This window comes from Providencia sp. Marseille-Q8014 (assembly GCF_965112055.1).
Genome location: NZ_CBCOPT010000001.1, coordinates 1,458,576 through 1,475,752, shown reverse-complemented (window position 1 = coordinate 1,475,752; position 17,177 = coordinate 1,458,576). Strand labels below are relative to the sequence as shown.

17 protein-coding genes are annotated in these 17,177 nt (G+C 40.7%); 8 read left to right on the top strand and 9 right to left on the bottom strand.

Annotated features, from left to right (window positions below; all coding sequences use genetic code 11):
- Window positions 1-23 precede the first annotated feature (23 nt).
- From ampD to yacG, 7 genes are all read left to right on the top strand, one after another.
- Window positions 24-572 carry a 1,6-anhydro-N-acetylmuramyl-L-alanine amidase AmpD gene (gene ampD, locus ACWPW6_RS06365; RefSeq protein ID WP_250000490.1) on the top strand — a complete coding sequence of 183 codons (549 nt, stop codon included), beginning with the start codon at window positions 24-26 and terminating at the stop codon, window positions 570-572.
- Window positions 573-971: 399 nt separating this feature from the next.
- The gene (ppdD, locus tag ACWPW6_RS06360) at window positions 972-1,397 is read left to right on the top strand and encodes a prepilin peptidase-dependent pilin (RefSeq protein WP_154635759.1); all 426 of its coding nucleotides are present in this window, start codon (window positions 972-974) and stop codon (window positions 1,395-1,397) included.
- Between the two features lie 15 nt (window positions 1,398-1,412).
- On the top strand, window positions 1,413-2,813 hold the full coding sequence (locus tag ACWPW6_RS06355) for an ATPase, T2SS/T4P/T4SS family (protein WP_154635760.1): 1,401 nt from the start codon (window positions 1,413-1,415) through the stop codon (window positions 2,811-2,813).
- A complete protein-coding gene (locus ACWPW6_RS06350; RefSeq protein WP_154635761.1) occupies window positions 2,813-4,000 on the top strand; it encodes a type II secretion system F family protein in 1,188 nt (395 codons plus the stop codon). Before ACWPW6_RS06355 ends, ACWPW6_RS06350 begins: the two co-directional genes overlap by 1 nt.
- Window positions 4,001-4,156: 156 nt before the next feature.
- Window positions 4,157-4,762: a dephospho-CoA kinase gene (gene coaE / locus ACWPW6_RS06345; RefSeq protein WP_154622666.1), complete on the top strand. Its 606-nt coding sequence runs from the start codon at window positions 4,157-4,159 to the stop codon at window positions 4,760-4,762.
- 9 nt (window positions 4,763-4,771) lie between these two features.
- On the top strand, window positions 4,772-5,530 hold the full coding sequence (gene zapD / locus ACWPW6_RS06340) for a cell division protein ZapD (protein WP_154622667.1): 759 nt from the start codon (window positions 4,772-4,774) through the stop codon (window positions 5,528-5,530).
- A 17-nt stretch (window positions 5,531-5,547) separates the two neighbouring features.
- A complete protein-coding gene (gene yacG / locus ACWPW6_RS06335; protein ID WP_154622668.1) occupies window positions 5,548-5,745 on the top strand; it encodes a DNA gyrase inhibitor YacG in 198 nt (65 codons plus the stop codon).
- Between the two features lie 237 nt (window positions 5,746-5,982).
- On the opposite strand, the gene mutT is transcribed toward yacG, so the two are convergent.
- The 3 genes from mutT to secM form a co-directional block, all read right to left on the bottom strand.
- Window positions 5,983-6,372, bottom strand: coding sequence for an 8-oxo-dGTP diphosphatase MutT (gene mutT, locus ACWPW6_RS06330; RefSeq protein WP_163860900.1), 390 nt, complete (start codon window positions 6,370-6,372; stop codon window positions 5,983-5,985).
- 53 nt (window positions 6,373-6,425) lie between these two features.
- Window positions 6,426-9,137: a preprotein translocase subunit SecA gene (gene secA / locus ACWPW6_RS06325; RefSeq protein ID WP_163860899.1), complete on the bottom strand. Its 2,712-nt coding sequence runs from the start codon at window positions 9,135-9,137 to the stop codon at window positions 6,426-6,428.
- Between the two features lie 102 nt (window positions 9,138-9,239).
- Window positions 9,240-9,764 carry a secA translation cis-regulator SecM gene (gene secM / locus ACWPW6_RS06320; protein ID WP_154622671.1) on the bottom strand — a complete coding sequence of 175 codons (525 nt, stop codon included), beginning with the start codon at window positions 9,762-9,764 and terminating at the stop codon, window positions 9,240-9,242.
- A 105-nt stretch (window positions 9,765-9,869) separates the two neighbouring features.
- Here secM and ACWPW6_RS06315 point away from each other — a divergent pair, with 105 nt between their 5' ends.
- Window positions 9,870-10,391 (top strand): DUF721 domain-containing protein, encoded by a 522-nt coding sequence (locus ACWPW6_RS06315; protein ID WP_154622672.1) that lies wholly within the window; start codon window positions 9,870-9,872, stop codon window positions 10,389-10,391.
- 58 nt (window positions 10,392-10,449) lie between these two features.
- On the opposite strand, the gene lpxC is transcribed toward ACWPW6_RS06315, so the two are convergent.
- The 6 genes from lpxC to murC form a co-directional block, all read right to left on the bottom strand.
- On the bottom strand, window positions 10,450-11,367 hold the full coding sequence (lpxC, locus tag ACWPW6_RS06310) for a UDP-3-O-acyl-N-acetylglucosamine deacetylase (RefSeq protein ID WP_154622673.1): 918 nt from the start codon (window positions 11,365-11,367) through the stop codon (window positions 10,450-10,452).
- Between the two features lie 99 nt (window positions 11,368-11,466).
- Complete coding sequence (gene ftsZ / locus ACWPW6_RS06305; RefSeq protein ID WP_154622674.1) at window positions 11,467-12,636, bottom strand: cell division protein FtsZ; 1,170 nt, start codon at window positions 12,634-12,636, stop codon at window positions 11,467-11,469.
- A 56-nt stretch (window positions 12,637-12,692) separates the two neighbouring features.
- Window positions 12,693-13,949, bottom strand: coding sequence for a cell division protein FtsA (gene ftsA / locus ACWPW6_RS06300; RefSeq protein WP_008910356.1), 1,257 nt, complete (start codon window positions 13,947-13,949; stop codon window positions 12,693-12,695).
- A 36-nt stretch (window positions 13,950-13,985) separates the two neighbouring features.
- Entirely contained in the window at window positions 13,986-14,795 is an 810-nt protein-coding gene (ftsQ, locus tag ACWPW6_RS06295) for a cell division protein FtsQ (RefSeq protein ID WP_154622675.1), read from the bottom strand.
- 1 nt (window position 14,796) lies between these two features.
- Window positions 14,797-15,717: a D-alanine--D-alanine ligase gene (locus ACWPW6_RS06290; RefSeq protein ID WP_196713376.1), complete on the bottom strand. Its 921-nt coding sequence runs from the start codon at window positions 15,715-15,717 to the stop codon at window positions 14,797-14,799.
- A gap of 4 nt (window positions 15,718-15,721) precedes the next feature.
- On the bottom strand, window positions 15,722-17,140 hold the full coding sequence (gene murC, locus ACWPW6_RS06285) for a UDP-N-acetylmuramate--L-alanine ligase (protein WP_230085795.1): 1,419 nt from the start codon (window positions 17,138-17,140) through the stop codon (window positions 15,722-15,724).
- Between the last annotated feature and the right edge of the window lie 37 nt (window positions 17,141-17,177).

Genomic DNA, 17,177 nt, shown 5'->3' with positions numbered 1-17,177 from the left:
AAAGGAATACTATGGCACTGGATATGAAAATACATAATGGTTGGTTGCAAAATGTGACCCATATCCCGTCACCACATCATGATGAACGACCAGAAAATGTGTCCCCTTCTCTTTTGGTGATCCACAACATTAGCCTCCCGCCAGGGCAGTTTGGGGGGTCTTATATCAACCAACTTTTTACTGGAACACTTAATCCAACAGAGCATCCCTTTTTCGACGAAATTAAACACCTTCGTGTTTCTGCTCATTGTTTAATTCGCCGAGATGGCGAAATTATTCAATATGTTCCTTTTCATCTACGAGCGTGGCACGCAGGACAATCGAGTTATCAAGGTAAAGAAAAGTGTAATGATTTTTCTATTGGCATTGAACTAGAAGGTACTGATTTTGAACCTTTTACTACTGCACAGTACGATTCATTAACCAAACTCACGTGTTCTCTTATCACGCTATACCCTGAAATCAAGAACCACATCACGGGGCATAGCGATATCGCCCCCAATCGAAAGACAGATCCTGGACCTTATTTTGATTGGCAACGATTTAAAACACAGTTAGCCACACACTGTTGATAAACACTATTATGAATTAACATCTCGCGGCATCTTTTGCCGCTTTTATTTATCCACTGTTTTAATCGCACCATAGCGTTTTTCAAATTGGATCTATCACATATCTTGCTAATCTCGTTTAATCGCAATAAATAATAGAAATATATAATAAGGTTCCTATTATTTTTATAATCAACTTATCCTATTTATTCTTTATACATATTATAGCTATCATACTCGCTAATAAATAAAACATGTTATTTTCCATTCAATCTGTATTTGCGAGGCTCCTCCCAAGAAAATGTAATATGTGTCATTTTCAATTTTTCATTTACATAGCCTTTCGCAAAATGAATTTTATTGAATTAAATAATCATCCCTTCCATTTTAAAGTATCCCCTCACCCAACAAGGAGGCTATATGAATCAAAAAGGATTTTCTTTAATTGAAATCATGGTCGTTATTGCAATAATTTCCATATTAAGTGCTATTGCTATCCCCGGTTATCAAGGTTATATGCAAAAGGCCGCCATAACCGATGTATTGCAAACTATTTTACCTTATAAGAATAATATAGAGATCTGTGCCTTTAATAGAGGAACACTCGCAGCCTGTAATGCAGGGAGTGAAAATATCCCCAACAATATAAAAGGAAAATATATAAAAAATATAGATGTAGCATCCGGAGTGATAAATTTCACCGCAGACAAAAATCTCGACAGTTTATCCGTCACATTAACACCAACAGTCCCGACTGATAGCTCCCCCTTTCAATGGCAAGTCATATGTGAAAGCAGCAATGATAATAAATTAAAAACGTTATGTGAAAATACATTTGTATTCTGAAAAATAGGATAAATTATGATGACCACCAGGGAACAGGATTTTATATTCAAAGAGCTTAAAAGTGTCTGTGACAAACATTATATTATTATTGTAGATTATAATAATAAACGACTGTCTATCGGTGTACCTAAAAAACCTCATGATAATGTTCTTGCGACTTTACGTTTTATTGCTGGTGTGCCTGTATGTTATGATATTTGGCCAAAAGAAAAAATTGACCACTACTTCAATAAAAAATATGCAGAGATTCAAGAACCAGAAACCGTATACCATAGCCAGGAAAAAGAACAATTAGCTATCACTTCTCCAGCCGTTGATTTTGCTGAAAATATGTTGAAAGCCGCAGTAAGAAAACGCGCTTCTGATATTCATATTGAACCGACAAAACAGGGGCTGAAAATCCGCCTACGCGTTGATGGTAAACTCTATTTTATTCCATCCCCACCATTAGAAATCAATAATGAAATTATTGCACGCATAAAAATACTAGCAAAATTAAATATTGCAGAAAAACGATTACCGCAAGATGGGCAAATGAATTGGTATTTTGATGGACACAACTACAGTATCCGTTTATCAACGATTCCAACGCTATATGGAGAAAAGTTAGTTCTACGAATACAGAATACTCAGCTAAAATATTCTATTGAACAAATTGGTATGAATAATCAGTTACTGGTCAGTTTAAAGAAAAAATTATTGCAGCCACAGGGGTTAATTCTCGTGACTGGGCCTACCGGTAGTGGAAAAACAGTCACACTCTACAGTTCATTAGAATATCTCAATCAATCTTCACGTAATATATCGACTATTGAAGACCCGATTGAAATCCCATTGTCAGGCATTAATCAAATACACGTTAATGATAAATATGGGCTAAGTTTTGCACATATATTACGCGCGTTACTTCGACAAGACCCAGATATTATTATGATCGGAGAAATTAGGGATGAGGAAACAGCCCAGATTGCAACCAGAGCTGCACAAACAGGGCACCTAGTATTATCGACTTTGCATACCAACTGCACGTTAAGTGCCATTGATAGAATGACTCAACTCGGGGTGAGTAAATCACAACTCAGTTCGTGTTTAAAAATGGTCATTGCACAAAGACTCGTACGTCGATTATGCCCTAACTGTAAAGTAAAACAGCCAAAGGTCGTGCAAATAAGTGAAAATATCTCAATTAAAGAATGGTCATCGGCTGGATGTGATCTCTGTTTTGCGGGTTTTATGGGAAGAACAGCAATCTATGAATATCTGGAACAAAATGCGCTTAGCCAAATTTTTCATTATGAAAAAAATCATACCAATCATTTTCAAACGCTTTTTCAAGATGGTTTAAATTTAATCGATAGCGGAGAAACAACGCTACAAGAGCTATATTCAGTCATCGGATATGGAGAAGAATTATAATGTTTATTTATTCCTATATCGCGTTATCTCATGAAAATAATCTTATTAAAGATACCATTATCTCTAGAAATAAAAAATCTGCATTTATTGAGTTACTCGAGTCTGAACACACGCCTATTCAAATCCGTTTTAGATCGTTATTCATTCTGAATAAGAGCAACATTCATTATCGCGTCCATTTTTTTTATCAATTAAATACGCTCCTCTCCTCTGGCATTAATTTATTGCAAAGCCTATATATTTTACAAAAAAATATAAAAGATCCATTGTGGAGAAAAATCATCGCATCAGCAATTTATGATTTAAAACGCGGGAATAATCTTTCCAATAATCTTGAGAAGCACCCAAACATATTCACTCCAACAATTATCAGTTTAGTAAAAGTAGCCGAAAAAACAGGAGATTATGAAAAAACCTTTAAAATTATCGCTACCATGCTAAAACACGATGCTGAAGCCCAAAAAAAGGTTATAAAGTCACTGAGATATCCGTTAATACTCGTGTTATTGTCAATTGTGTTAGTTTTTATTATGTTAATTTATGTACTACCTCAATTTGAAACTATTTATCATAGTTTTCAACATGAGTTACCAGCGATCACTAAATTAATGATAAGCATTTCTAATTTAATCACTCAGTATTTAGTTTATTTACTGCCGATTACCCTAATTTCCTTATCACTTATTTGGCGGTTTAATGCTTATTTTTCAATATTCATGGCGAGTTTACTGTTTTATATTCCCCCGATAAAAAAACTCATTGAAATAAATAATCTCAATATATTTTTTCTAACCTTATCCTCTACACTAGGCGCGGGGCTGCCATTAACAGAATGTCTGAAATGCACAGCAGAGACGATCCATACACCAATCTATAAAAAAACTAGCTTATTGGTATATCAATCTGTGTTAAAAGGAGAATCATTGTCTAATGCCGTTAAACATAACTCTTTTTTCCCCGCAATAGTCTATCAATTGATTGCGGTGGCAGAAGAGTCAGGCCAACTACCTCACTTTTCACAATACTTATTTACTCATTTTTCAACTCAACATACCGCCCTCATGGAAAAATCACTCAAAAACTTAGAACCCATATTGCTCCTATTAATGGCCTTACTTGTTGGGAGCATAATGGTCGCAATGTACCTCCCTATATTTAATTTAGGAAATGTTATAACAACCATTTGATATAGTTAATTATAGGATAGCATTTTATCTATTTATGCTATAAAACTACCTACTGACGGTAAGTCCGGTAAGCTTACAGTGCGTATTATCTCCTGAGTGAAGACAAACAGGAGAAATCCGTGTAACCTATTATTTTTCAAAACAATGAATACGATTATGGCCTATATTGTTGCACTAACAGGAGGAATTGGTAGCGGAAAAACAACCGTTGCTAATCAATTTGCTAAGCTAGGGGTACCACTGGTCGATGCCGATATTATTGCTAGAAAGGTGGTAGAACCTAATTCGCCTGCTCTTGCAGCGATTAAAAACCGTTATGATGAAAACATTATTCAATCGGATGGTTCTCTCAATCGCCAGCATCTTAGGAAAATTATTTTTTCTAATGAATCTGAAAAACAATGGCTAAATGCCCTACTTCATCCCCTCATTCAGCAAGAGACACAAAGACAATTACAACAAATTACCAACCCTTATGTCATTTGGGTTGTTCCTTTATTATTTGAAAACAAGCTATCACACCTAGCGGATCGGGTTCTTGTCATTGATGTTACCCCTGAAGAACAAATTCAGCGCACAATGCAAAGAGATAATGTTAATCAAGAACATGTAGCTAATATTATGCAATCGCAAACTAGCAGAGAAAACCGCTTGTTACAAAGTGATGACATTATTACAAATCATGATGGTGAATCTGATATTGCTGAAAAGGTCGCTGCACTCCACGAAAAGTATATGACGCTAGCACAACAGAACAAATAGGAAATCAATATGAGTGAATCAAACACTGTAAACTTCGTCACTTACGAGTATCCATTGAATGAAAAAATTCGCTCATGGCTAAGGCTCGAAACACTGCTAAATCAAGTTTATGAACTTAGCCACATTACCTCCTATACATCCGGTATTGCTTTTTTCCGTTCCGTATCAGAATTAATAGAAATTCTTGATAGGGGCGAAGTGCGATCTGATATGATCAAAGAGCTTGAAAAGCAACGTAGACGTTTATCTGCTTGGTCCGATGCACCGAATGCAGACAATCAGCTTATTTCATCTCTACTTAACGACCTTGCAACTAAAGCCGCAAATATCACAACAGCACCTAGATTTGGTCAACAGCTAAGGAACGATAAAATCATTAGTATGGTTCGCCAACGATTAAGTATTCCCGGCGGATGCTGTAGTTTTGATCTCCCCACACTCCAATTGTGGTTACATATGCCGCAAGAACAGAAAGAGCAAGCTATTAGCGGTTGGCTTAAAAGCCTAGCCCCTTTGAAAGATACGTTAGATACAATCTTGAACCTTATTCGTCAAGCGGGCTCTTTTGAAATTAAAGAGTGTCACAATGGCTTTTATCAAGATAGTGTCGAAGATAAAGAGTTATTAAGGGTGAGGCTATCAAGCGATAAGCTGATTTTCCCTCAAATTTCAGGCCATAAAACACGATTTGCAATTCGTTTTCTTCACATTGACAGCGAAAATGGTATTGTACCCGCAATGATGACTTTTGAATTATCCTGCTGTTAATAAGGGGGAAGTAGTAAATGACGGAAAAAATTGAAGTTAATTGTCCAACATGCCAGAAAATTGTTATTTGGGGAGAAGAAAGCCCATTTAGGCCATTTTGCAGTAAGCGATGCCAACTTATCGATCTTGGTGAGTGGGCGGCTGAAGAAAAACGAATTGCCAGCCAAGGTGATATTTCTGACAGTGATAATTGGAGTGAACAACCTGAACATTAATAGCAACAAGCAAGATAGCTATTGCTGTTAATGACATGCCTTATATCCTGTTGTTAATAAATTAACGGGAATATAAGGCATTATGCGAATAACTCGCGCCATTTCACTTTATCGTAAACCGCTTAATAAACGAAAGCTTACCTTACTTTTACTCACAGCCTGATTTTAATCACCCTCTTCTATCAGCACAGAAATGATGATTAATCCCCTCTTAACTGACGGTGAGTTCAGGGAAAATTATTTTAGCATATCAATAATAATACGATTCGCAGGTGGGAACTCACTAGCCACTAAATCTTTCTGATCGACCCAACGGCTTTTTTGTCCCTCTTTCCCATAAGGCTCATTTTCCCAACGAGAAACCATATAAAAGTAGAGAGTCACACGGCGTTCATCAAATTCATGTTCAACACAGTGAAAGAGCTCACATTCAGTGACAATTATCCCTACTTCCTCTTCTAACTCGCGAATTAACGCATCTTCAGGCTGTTCCCCGTGTTCTAATTTTCCGCCAGGGAATTCCCAAAAACCCGCCATATGAGTGCCACTTGGGCGCTCAGTAATAAATATTTTGTGGTCATCATTACGGATGATGCCAGCGGCAATATACAGATGTTTTTTTTCCATAATTTCTTCGTTAAAAAGGCGGGTTACCCCGCCTTGTGTGATGTGATATTAAATTACTTTAAGCGGCCATGACATTGCTTATATTTTTTGCCTGAACCACAAGGACAAGGATCATTACGACCGATTTTATGACCCTGTGTGGCTATCTGTGCTTCAGCTTCAGACATCAATGATTCAGCGCCGGCATCATGACTCAACTGCTGTTTTTTCGCTAAGCGTTCTGCTTCTTCTTTACGCTGTTGTTCTAAAGCTTCAACTTCTTCAGGTAAACGAACCTGAACTTTAGATAGTGTACTGATAACCTCGTATTTCAACGATTCAAGCATATTCGCAAACATGTTGAAAGATTCACGCTTATATTCTTGTTTTGGATCTTTCTGCGCGTAACCACGCAAATGGATACCTTGACGTAAATAATCCATCGAAGCCAAATGCTCTTTCCACAATGTATCTAACGTCTGTAGCATGACACCTTTTTCGAAATTACGCATCATTTCCGCGCCAACGATCTCTTCTTTTTTCTGATAGATTTCAATGGCTTTTTCCATAATACGCTCACGAAGAGTTTCTTCATGTAATTCAGGCTCTTTATCCAACCATTCTTTAATTGGTAAATCTAAATCGAAATCACTGACTAAGCGTTTTTGTAGCCCTTCAATGTCCCACATTTCTTCCAAAGATTGTGGTGGAATATAGGCATCAATAGTGGTCGTGAATACATCTTGACGAATGCTATCTACCGTTTCTTTAATATCACCACCGTCAAGCAGCTCATTACGCTGAGTATAAATAGCACGACGTTGGTCACTCGCTACATCATCATATTCAAGCAGCTGCTTACGAATATCAAAGTTACGGTTTTCAACTTTACGTTGCGCATTTGCAATAGCTTTCGTGACCCATGGGTGTTCAATCGCTTCACCCGGTTTCATGCCTAATTTACGCATCATGCCTGTGACACGATCAGAGGCAAAAATACGCATCAACGCATCTTCCATGGAGAGGTAGAAACGTGAAGAACCGGCATCACCTTGACGACCCGCACGACCTCGTAACTGGTTATCGATACGACGAGATTCATGACGTTCTGTACCGATGATATGTAAACCACCAGCAGCAAGTACCGCGTCATGACGCTCTTTCCAACGCGCCTTGATTTCATCAATTTGCTCTTGGGTTGGCGCTTCCAAAGCTGCAACCTCAGATTGCCAACTACCACCCAACATAATATCCGTACCACGACCAGCCATGTTAGTCGCGATAGTAACCGCTCCAGCTTGACCTGCGTTCGCAACAATATCCGCTTCTAAAGCATGGAATTTCGCGTTCAATACATTATGTTCAATTTTTGCTTTTCTCAATGCATTAGAAATCAGCTCTGATTTCTCAATTGAGATAGTCCCCACGAGCACGGGTTGGCCGTTTTGTGTTCTTTCACGGATATCTTCAATAATCGCTGCGAATTTATCCTCTTCAGTCATATAGACTAAGTCAGGTAAATCCTTACGGATCATAGGACGGTTAGTTGGGATAACAATGGTATCTAATTTATAGATAGAGCTAAACTCAAATGCCTCGGTATCCGCGGTTCCCGTCATACCCGCCAGTTTTTCGTATAAGCGGAAATAGTTTTGGAAGGTAATTGATGCCAGTGTTTGGTTTTCATTTTGGATCTCAACACCTTCTTTTGCTTCCACCGCTTGGTGCAAGCCATCAGACCAACGACGGCCTTCCATTGTACGGCCTGTATGTTCATCAACGATGATAACTTGACCGTCTTTAACAATATAATCCACATCCAGTGTAAATAACGCATGAGCGCGTAAGCCTGCCATCACGTGATGCATCAGCATAATGTTTGATGGAGAATACAGTGATTCACCTTCTTCCATTAAGCCTTCTTCCGTTAACAGTTGCTCAATCAGTACTAAACCACGCTCAGTCAGCGTGACCTGACGTGATTTCTCATCTACTGAGAAATGCCCTTCACCTTGGAAAGTGTCAGAGTCTTCCTTCTCTTGACGCACAAGTTTAGGAATTAATTTATCAACTTTTTTGTACAGTTCTGAGCTATCTTCAGCCGGACCAGAAATAATAAGTGGTGTACGCGCTTCATCGATAAGAATTGAGTCAACCTCATCCACCAATGCGTAGTGTAATTTACGCTGTACGCGCTCTTCTGGGCTAAATGCCATGTTGTCACGTAAGTAGTCAAAGCCGAATTCGTTGTTAGTACCATAAGTAATATCAGCCGCATAAGCTTCACGCTTAAGTCCTGCTGGCATACCTGGAAGGTTTATACCAACACTCAGGCCTAAAAATTCGAATAATGGACGGTTGTTTTCAGCATCACGTTTCGCCAAATAGTCGTTAACTGTAACAACGTGAACCCCTTTACCCGTTAATGCGTTCAAGTAAGCAGGGAGAGTCGCTGTCAGTGTTTTACCTTCACCAGTACGCATCTCAGCGATACAGCGCTCGTTCAAAACCATCCCACCAATCAGCTGTACATCAAAGTGACGCATACCAAAAACACGTTTACTGGCTTCTCGAACAGTTGCAAACGCTTCAGGAATGATGCTTTCAAGGCTTTCGTTTTTACTCAGACGCTCACGGAATTCTTGGGTTTTAGCTTTGAGTTCATCATCACTTAACTTTTCAAACTCCGGCTCAAGACGATTAATCTTTTCGACTTCTTTACGTAGACGACGGAGGGTACGGTCATTACGACTACCAAAAACTTTGGTTAATAATTTTGTTAACATATTTATATATTCTCAGGTAATTCAGTTAATTACTAAACAATTAAATCATGTAATTTGCTTAGAACATAGTGCATATCTCAAGATCGACAATGTTATTGCTAATTAACTCATAAGAGGACCGGCACGGATCCCATGAACCTGAGCAACCCAAATTGCAGGTTGATATGCTACAAAATGTGGAAAAGCGTAGCGTTCCGGTTGGGTAACATTGTCACCCCATTGAAGTGAACGTTGTGCCAGCATGGCATACAACGTATCAAGCATGACTTGTGGAGCTAGTAGTGAACCTTTAGCTTCATCTTGTAAATTCGTATCACCATCTTCAGTGTTTGAAAAAGCGAAAGTCAGTTGTCGAATGACATTCCTAACCGCATGTTGCTGCCAATAATTCACAGAATAGGACGATGACGGTGAAGAACGTTGGGGTTGTTGTTGTGCAAATAAGTTATCAAAAGCACTAACCGCTTGATTTTGGCGATTAACAGACGAATTAAACTGGGTTTGCTGAGCATCTGATAAGGCATTTAAAATCGCAGGCATGCCAATCCCTGTAGCGACAAGTCCTAATAGGAAATGAGACCACAAGTATCTTCTACCAAATTGTCGCCAAAGATTTAAAATGCCCATCAAAGTCTTATATTATGTTGCTGTTACACTATTTTTATTCAAGTTCGCGTTATACTACTCAGCTATACTTAAGAATAAACCTAACACATTAGGCGGAGCCGAAAAATGAGAGATAGTCACCCACAAGCATTATTCGATGTCCTTGAGGAGTCACTCGCTAAAACGAGCAGCCCCCTATTAACTATTCAGCGTACTGCTAACGCGATTAACCGGCTTAACAAAGCTGTTAAAGGATTGCTCCCTAGCGAACTTAAGCCGATGTGCCGCGTTGCAAACTATCGTAACAGCATTTTGATTATCGAGGTTGCTAATGCAAGCTGGATGACCCGATTAAATTACGAAAAACTTAATCTACTTTCTGCATTACGAGGCTCTATTCTACCATCTTTATCTTCCATAGACATCAGAATCAATCCTACTCTTATGCGAAAAAAGACTGAAAATAGCTCACTGAATAATCAAACAGTTAAAAATATGCAAACTAGGAATGAACGGAGAATAAGTGCGGAAACGGCTAAGCATCTTTTACGTTTAGCAGAGAATAGTTCAAAAGATTTAAAACAGAGACTAGAGCGGCTGGCTGCGCTGGCCGGAGAGAGTACCAGCACAACCAACAGAAAAGATTAACGCTGACATTCGCGTTTTATAACAACAACTGATTCAACTGTTTACCAACTTAACTTGATTAAGCGTAAACCGTTGAAGGTGCTTTGAATGCCACGGGTAATTCAGCTTCATCTTCAAATGTCACCAAATCCCAAGCAGATTCTTTAGCCAGTACCGCTTGTAGAAGTTTGTTATTCAATGCATGACCAGATTTATAGGCAGTAAATGCACCAATAATATTATGTCCACACATGAATAGGTCACCGATAGCATCAAGTGTTTTGTGACGAACAAATTCATCTTCAAAACGCAAACCATCTTCGTTGAGGACACGATAGTCATCAACAACGATAGCACAATCGAAACTACCGCCTAAGCATAGGCCTTGAGATTGCAGATATTCAATATCACGCATAAAACCAAATGTACGCGCACGGCTAATTTGGCTAACAAAGGCTTCAGCAGAAAAATCGATTTTATAACGCTGCGTACTGCTATCAATAGCAGGGTGATTAAAATCAATAGTAAAATCAAGGCTAAAACCATTATATGGTGTGAATTCAGCCCATTTATCACCATCTTCTACACGCACTTTTTCTTTAATACGTACGAATTTTTTCGCACAATTCAGTTCTTCAATACCTGCATCTAGCAATAAGAAGACGAACGGTGCTGCACTGCCATCCATAATTGGGATTTCAGGCGCATTGACTTCAATAACAATGTTATCGATACCTAATCCTGCCAAAGCAGCATTCAGATGCTCTACGGTCGAAATACGCACGTTATCTTCATTAACTAAACAAGTACATAACATGGTATCACGGACAGACTTAGCATCAGCCGGAAAATCAACCGGAGGATTTAGGTCAGTACGACGGTAGATGACCCCGGTGTTTGCCGCCGCTGGACGCAGAGTAAGCGTGACTTTCTTGCCAGTATGTAAACCAACACCAGTCGCTTCAACTATACGTTTAAGTGTCCTTTGTTTGATCATCGTTTTTTTCTCGCAATGTTATCCGTCCTGCTGATTATCATACTAGATAACCAGCAGGAAAGTTTAGCACAAAAAGCGGAGAAACCAATATAATTAAAATTAATCGGCCTGTTTACGCAAAAATGCAGGAATATCCAAATAATCGGGTTCTTTATTTGTTTGCGTATTTTGGTCATTCACCGCTTTCGCCGCAGCTGGTTTTTCTTCTGTCAATGAAGACATAGAAGACATGCTACTTTGCATTTGCTGGTAGCGCTGTTCCATAGAAACCTGCTGTGACATTTTGTTATTGACCAGTGTAATTTCAGGACGCTTGTCCATCCCAATACCTGTTGCAACAACAGTAACACGTAGTTCATCATTCATCTCAGGGTCGAGTGATGTACCAATAACAACGGTCGCATTATCAGATGCGAATGCACGAATGGTATTACCGACCGTTTCAAACTCATCCAAACGCAGATCGAAACCAGCGGTAATGTTGACAAGAACGCCGCGTGCACCAGAAAGGTCGATATCTTCTAGAAGTGGACTTGAAATAGCCATTTCAGCCGCTTCTTCAGCACGATCTTCACCACGAGCAACACCTGAACCCATCATTGCGTAGCCCATTTCTGACATAACAGTGCGTACGTCAGCAAAGTCCACGTTCATCAAGCCAGGGCGTGTGATCAGTTCTGCAATCCCTTGAACGGCACCTTTAAGGACATCGTTTGCAGCACCAAAAGCATCCAATAAAGAGATACCACGACCTAAGACTTTTAATAGTTTATCGTTCGGGATCGTAATCAATGAGTCAACATGTTTTGATAACTCAGTAATTCCCGATTCCGCAAATGCCATACGCTTTTTGCCTTCAAAATTGAAAGGCTTAGTCACGACGGCAACCGTTAGTATACCCAGCTCTTTAGCAACTTCAGCCACGACTGGAGCAGCACCTGTACCTGTACCACCACCCATACCGGCTGCAATGAAGACCATGTCTGCACCATCAAGTGCATTGCGTAAAGCTTCACGATCTTCTTCAGCGGCATTACGACCTACTTCAGGGTTTGCTCCTGCACCTAGGCCTTTAGTAATACCAGTACCAATCTGGATTGTTTGTCCGACTGCGGTTTTGCGCAGTGCCTGTGCGTCAGTATTGACGGCAAAAAACTCAACGCCTTCAATACGCTCACGCACCATGTGTTCAACGGCGTTACCGCCGCCGCCACCAACGCCGATGACTTTAATCACCGCATCGTTGGTTAGCTCCATTGGTTCAAACATAATGTCTCTCCGTTTTGTGCTTACTTCGAAGCTAATAATATGCTTCTGAATAAAAATTAAAATTCTTTTCTCAGCCAACCAGTGATTTTACTAAACCACCCTTTAACTGAAGCACGTTTTTCCGTTTCGGTATCATCGCCAAGATGGCTTTCTTTACCGTAATGCAGAAGCCCAACCGCAGTTGAATAGTATGGCTCCTGAGCATAATCCGTTAAGCCTGTTATATTGAGCGGGGTACCAATCCTGACTTGTGTATGGAAGACTTTTTGTGCACATTCGACGAGACCGTCTATTTGCGCAGCGCCTCCAGTAAGCACGATCCCCGCTGCCAAATGGTGTTTGACACCTTGTTGACGTAACTGTTCCTGTAAATTTAAAATTTCTTCGTTTACGAGGTTTAACAGCTCTGTATAGCGTGGTTCAATGACCTCCGCTAAAGTCTGACGTTGCAGACTTCTTGGTGGGCGTCCTCCCACGCTAGGTACTTCCACCGTTTCATCTTTGCTGACTATCGAACCGACAGCACAGCCATGACGAACTTTGATCGCTTCTGCATCACTTGGTGGAGTTCCAAAAGCATAAGCAATATCGCTGGTCACAACATTGCCTGCATAAGGAATCACTTTGGTATGACGTAATGCACCACCGGTGTACACCGCCATATCCATCGTGCCGCCGCCAATATCAACGACACAAACCCCCAACTCCCGCTCATCTTCCGTCAAAACAGAATAGCTAGCAGCAAGTCCAGCAAAAATTAACTGATCAACTTTCAGCCCACAACGTTCAACGGCTTTCACGATATTTTTTGCCATATCGTTGTGGCAAGTGATCAAATGAACTTTGGCTTGCATACGTACACCAGACAAACCAACAGGGTTCTTAATACCTTCTTGATAATCAATCGCGAATTCTTGCGGTATAACATGAAGAATGCGATGTTCATCGCGAACTCGGACTGATTTAGCGGTATGAACAACACTGTCAACATCTTCTTGTGTCACTTCTTCTTCCGACACAGGTACCATACCAATTTCATTTTGACAGCTAACATGCTTACCCGATAACGCAAGATAAACTGAAGAAATTTGGCAATCTGCCATCAGCTCAGCCTGATCAATCGCCCTTTGTACACATTTAACGACTGACTCCAGATCGTTAACGCCACCTTTGTCCATTCCACGAGATGGACAACTTCCCACCCCGATAATATTCACCATACCATCGGGCAGAATTTCGCCTACAAGGGCCGACACCTTGGAAGTCCCAATTTCAAGGCCTACAACTAATTTTCTGTCCGTCGTTTTGATCATTTGCTTCTGCCTAGTCTGAGTTATTAGCAATATTCATTATTGTAACTCCAGTGGTGCATCCACTAATAAAGGAGCCCACCCCACCGCAGCGCCACTGGTATAACGAAGGTCGACATAATCAACACGTTTATCTGTGGTTTGCTGCAACAGCGGATAAAGTTCAAGGAAACGATTTAACCGCTCAAGTACATCTTTTTTTCCGAGTTCTATTCGAACATCATTATCTAAAATAAGTTGCCAAGCATGGCGTGCAGTCATAGAGACTGATTTCAATTTTAAATTTTGTTCTGCCAGTATTCTTTTAAATTCAACATACTCTTTGATAACTTCTTTTTGGCTACCTTGAGGGCCATAAAGTAACGCATAATCGCCTTTGTTACTCTCACTCGCGGGGAGGCTAAAAACTCGCCCTTCACTATCAACCATGTTCTGATCATTCCAACGAGCGTAAGGAACATATTCTACCAGATGAATCTTTAACTCATCAGGCCACTGTTTACGAACTGTGACTTGACGTATCCATGGCATAGCACTGATCTGATTTTGAATGGCATTGACATCCACGGTCATAAACGTGCCCGGTTGACCAAGTGCTAATATCGCTTTTCTGACATCATCATTCGTTGTGTAATGACGCTCCCCCGTCAGTACTAACTTTGACATTGGCAGCCTGTCCGCATCTTTCATCCAATTCATGACGGTCCAGCCACTCCAAATGATTGTTCCAACAACCATTAAGAAAAAAATCAACCCACCAAGAAATGCCCCATTACTTGGGCCTGAGTTTGGGTCATTGCTGCCATCATTATGCTTATGATGTCGAACATTTAATGCTGCCTGTGACATATCAGTTAGCCAATTCCAAAATACGTACCACCAACTGCGAAAAATCCATACCTGCTTGACGTGCGGCCATCGGAACTAAACTGTGGCTCGTCATGCCTGGTGAGGTATTCACCTCTAATAAATAGAACTGACCATCACTGTCTTGCATCACATCAACGCGTCCCCAACCACGACAACCAACAGCTTGATAAGCACGTACCGCCAATTGTGACAACGCAGCTTCTGATTTTTCATCTAAGCCGCTTGGGCAAAAATACTGTGTTTCATCTGAAAGATATTTCGCATCATAATCGTAAAATACCCCAGCAGGTTGAATACGAATGGAAGGGAGCGCTTGCTCACCAATCATCGCCACCGTAAATTCCGGCCCACTTAACCACTTTTCAATTAATACTGTTTCATCGAAACGAAATGCTAATTCCAACGCGGTTGATAAATCATCCATGTTATCAACTTTGCTCATCCCTACACTTGACCCTTCTAAGCTCGGTTTGACAATAAGGGGGAGTCCTAGATGTGACACTAATGTTGAAATTTTTGCTTCCGTCAACTGACTAAAGCTAAATTGACTCAATGAAACGTAAGGTGCGACCGGTAAGCCTGCGCCTTCCCAAAGTTGTTTGGTTCTTAATTTGTCCATACTGAGAGCAGAAGCCATTACGCCACTCCCCGTATAAGGTAACCCTAAGAACTCCAACATCCCTTGTATAGTACCATCTTCACCACCACGACCATGAAGGGCGATAAATACTTTATCGAATCCTTTTTCCTTAAGCGTGATAACAGGAAAGTCTTTCGTATCAATTGGATGAGCGTCAACACCGGCCTGACGTAAACCCGCAAGTACTGCCTGCCCAGATTGCAGAGAGACTTCACGTTCAGCAGATGTACCGCCAAATAACACCGCAATTTTTTCGGCCATGAGTTTACTCCTCTGCCATTGGTGGCTGTAATTTTGTCTCAGCAAGATTACGGGCTATTTTACCAATATTTCCAGCACCTTGAACCAAAATTAAGTCATTAGGCTCCAGTGCTTGAGCGAGCAGTTGCGCGACTTGTTCAGGCTCTGCCACATAAATCGGGTCAAGTTGACCACGACCACGAATTGTTCGGCATAATGAACGGCTATCTGCACCGGGTACGGGTTTCTCCCCCGCTGGATACACTTCCAACATCAGTAACACATCAACTTGGTTGAGAACATGTGCAAAGTCGTCATATAAATCGCGAGTACGTGAATAGCGGTGTGGCTGAAAAACCATCACAATTCGCTTGTCAGGCCAACCCGCCCTTGCCGCTTTAATCGTCGCATCCACTTCAGTTGGGTGATGACCATAATCATCAACCAACATCACTTCCCCTTCTTTACCATTAACATGGCGTAATGAATAATTGCCTAAGAAATCAAAACGACGCCCTGTCCCCTGAAACTCTATAAGTGCAGAGAGAATATGCTGATCATCAATCCCTTCTTCCGTTGCTACCGCCACAGCGGCTGCCGCATTAAGGGCATTGTGTCGACCTGGTGCATTAAGAACCACCGTCAACTCAGGCATATTTTCACGGGCGATAGTAAAGAAGCCTTGATTACCTTTTTGTTCATACTTAACAATACGCACATCCGCATCGTCACTAAAACCATAAGTCGTCACATAACGGCTTACACGCGGTAATAAAGAGCGGATCACCGGATCATCAATACACATCACTGCACGACCATAAAATGGTAAGTTGTGCAAAAAGTTGATGAACGTATCTTTCAAGGTTTCAAAATTACCTTGATAAGTGTCCATATGGTCAGCTTCAATATTGGTCACTACCGCAACCAAAGGCTGCAAATGTAAAAATGATGCGTCACTCTCATCCGCTTCAGCAATCAGATAACGGCTACTTCCTAAACGAGCATGAGTCCCCGCAGATTTCACTAACCCCCCATTAACAAATGTTGGGTCTAAACCTGCTTGAGCATAAATTCCTGAAATCATAGCCGTCGTTGTCGTTTTACCATGCGTACCTGCGACAGCGATACCATGTCGATAACGCATTAATTCAGCCAGCATTTCAGCACGACGAATAACAGGAATACGCAACTCGTGTGCTGCCTGAATTTCTGGATTATCCGCAGAAATGGCCGTTGAAACGACAACAACACTCGCATCTTCAACATTTTCAGGGCGATGATTAAAATAAATCGTTGCTCCTAAAGCGGTCAGTTGCTGAGTCACTGCATTTGGCGCTAAATCAGAACCACTGATTTGATAACCTTCATTAGCCAGTACTTCGGCAATACCACCCATGCCAGCACCGCCGATACCGACAAAATGGATGTGCCGAACTCTTCTCATTTCAGGCACTGCTGTTCTTAATTTCGCCAACTGTTGT

Excerpts from the sequence above, each read along its gene's own strand:
- ampD (WP_250000490.1), top strand. The coding sequence starts at position 24 with ATGAAAATACATAATGGTTGGTTGCAAAATGTGACCCATATCCCGTCA.
- ppdD (WP_154635759.1), top strand. The coding sequence starts at position 972 with ATGAATCAAAAAGGATTTTCTTTAATTGAAATCATGGTCGTTATTGCA.
- ACWPW6_RS06355 (WP_154635760.1), top strand. The coding sequence starts at position 1,413 with ATGATGACCACCAGGGAACAGGATTTTATATTCAAAGAGCTTAAAAGT.
- ACWPW6_RS06350 (WP_154635761.1), top strand. The coding sequence starts at position 2,813 with ATGTTTATTTATTCCTATATCGCGTTATCTCATGAAAATAATCTTATT.
- coaE (WP_154622666.1), top strand. The coding sequence starts at position 4,157 with ATGGCCTATATTGTTGCACTAACAGGAGGAATTGGTAGCGGAAAAACA.
- zapD (WP_154622667.1), top strand. The coding sequence starts at position 4,772 with ATGAGTGAATCAAACACTGTAAACTTCGTCACTTACGAGTATCCATTG.
- yacG (WP_154622668.1), top strand. The coding sequence starts at position 5,548 with ATGACGGAAAAAATTGAAGTTAATTGTCCAACATGCCAGAAAATTGTT.
- mutT (WP_163860900.1), bottom strand. The coding sequence starts at position 6,372 with ATGGAAAAAAAACATCTGTATATTGCCGCTGGCATCATCCGTAATGAT.
- secA (WP_163860899.1), bottom strand. The coding sequence starts at position 9,137 with ATGTTAACAAAATTATTAACCAAAGTTTTTGGTAGTCGTAATGACCGT.
- secM (WP_154622671.1), bottom strand. The coding sequence starts at position 9,764 with ATGGGCATTTTAAATCTTTGGCGACAATTTGGTAGAAGATACTTGTGG.
- ACWPW6_RS06315 (WP_154622672.1), top strand. The coding sequence starts at position 9,870 with ATGAGAGATAGTCACCCACAAGCATTATTCGATGTCCTTGAGGAGTCA.
- lpxC (WP_154622673.1), bottom strand. The coding sequence starts at position 11,367 with ATGATCAAACAAAGGACACTTAAACGTATAGTTGAAGCGACTGGTGTT.
- ftsZ (WP_154622674.1), bottom strand. The coding sequence starts at position 12,636 with ATGTTTGAACCAATGGAGCTAACCAACGATGCGGTGATTAAAGTCATC.
- ftsA (WP_008910356.1), bottom strand. The coding sequence starts at position 13,949 with ATGATCAAAACGACGGACAGAAAATTAGTTGTAGGCCTTGAAATTGGG.
- ftsQ (WP_154622675.1), bottom strand. The coding sequence starts at position 14,795 with ATGTCACAGGCAGCATTAAATGTTCGACATCATAAGCATAATGATGGC.
- ACWPW6_RS06290 (WP_196713376.1), bottom strand. The coding sequence starts at position 15,717 with ATGGCCGAAAAAATTGCGGTGTTATTTGGCGGTACATCTGCTGAACGT.
- murC (WP_230085795.1), bottom strand. The coding sequence starts at position 17,140 with ATGAGAAGAGTTCGGCACATCCATTTTGTCGGTATCGGCGGTGCTGGC.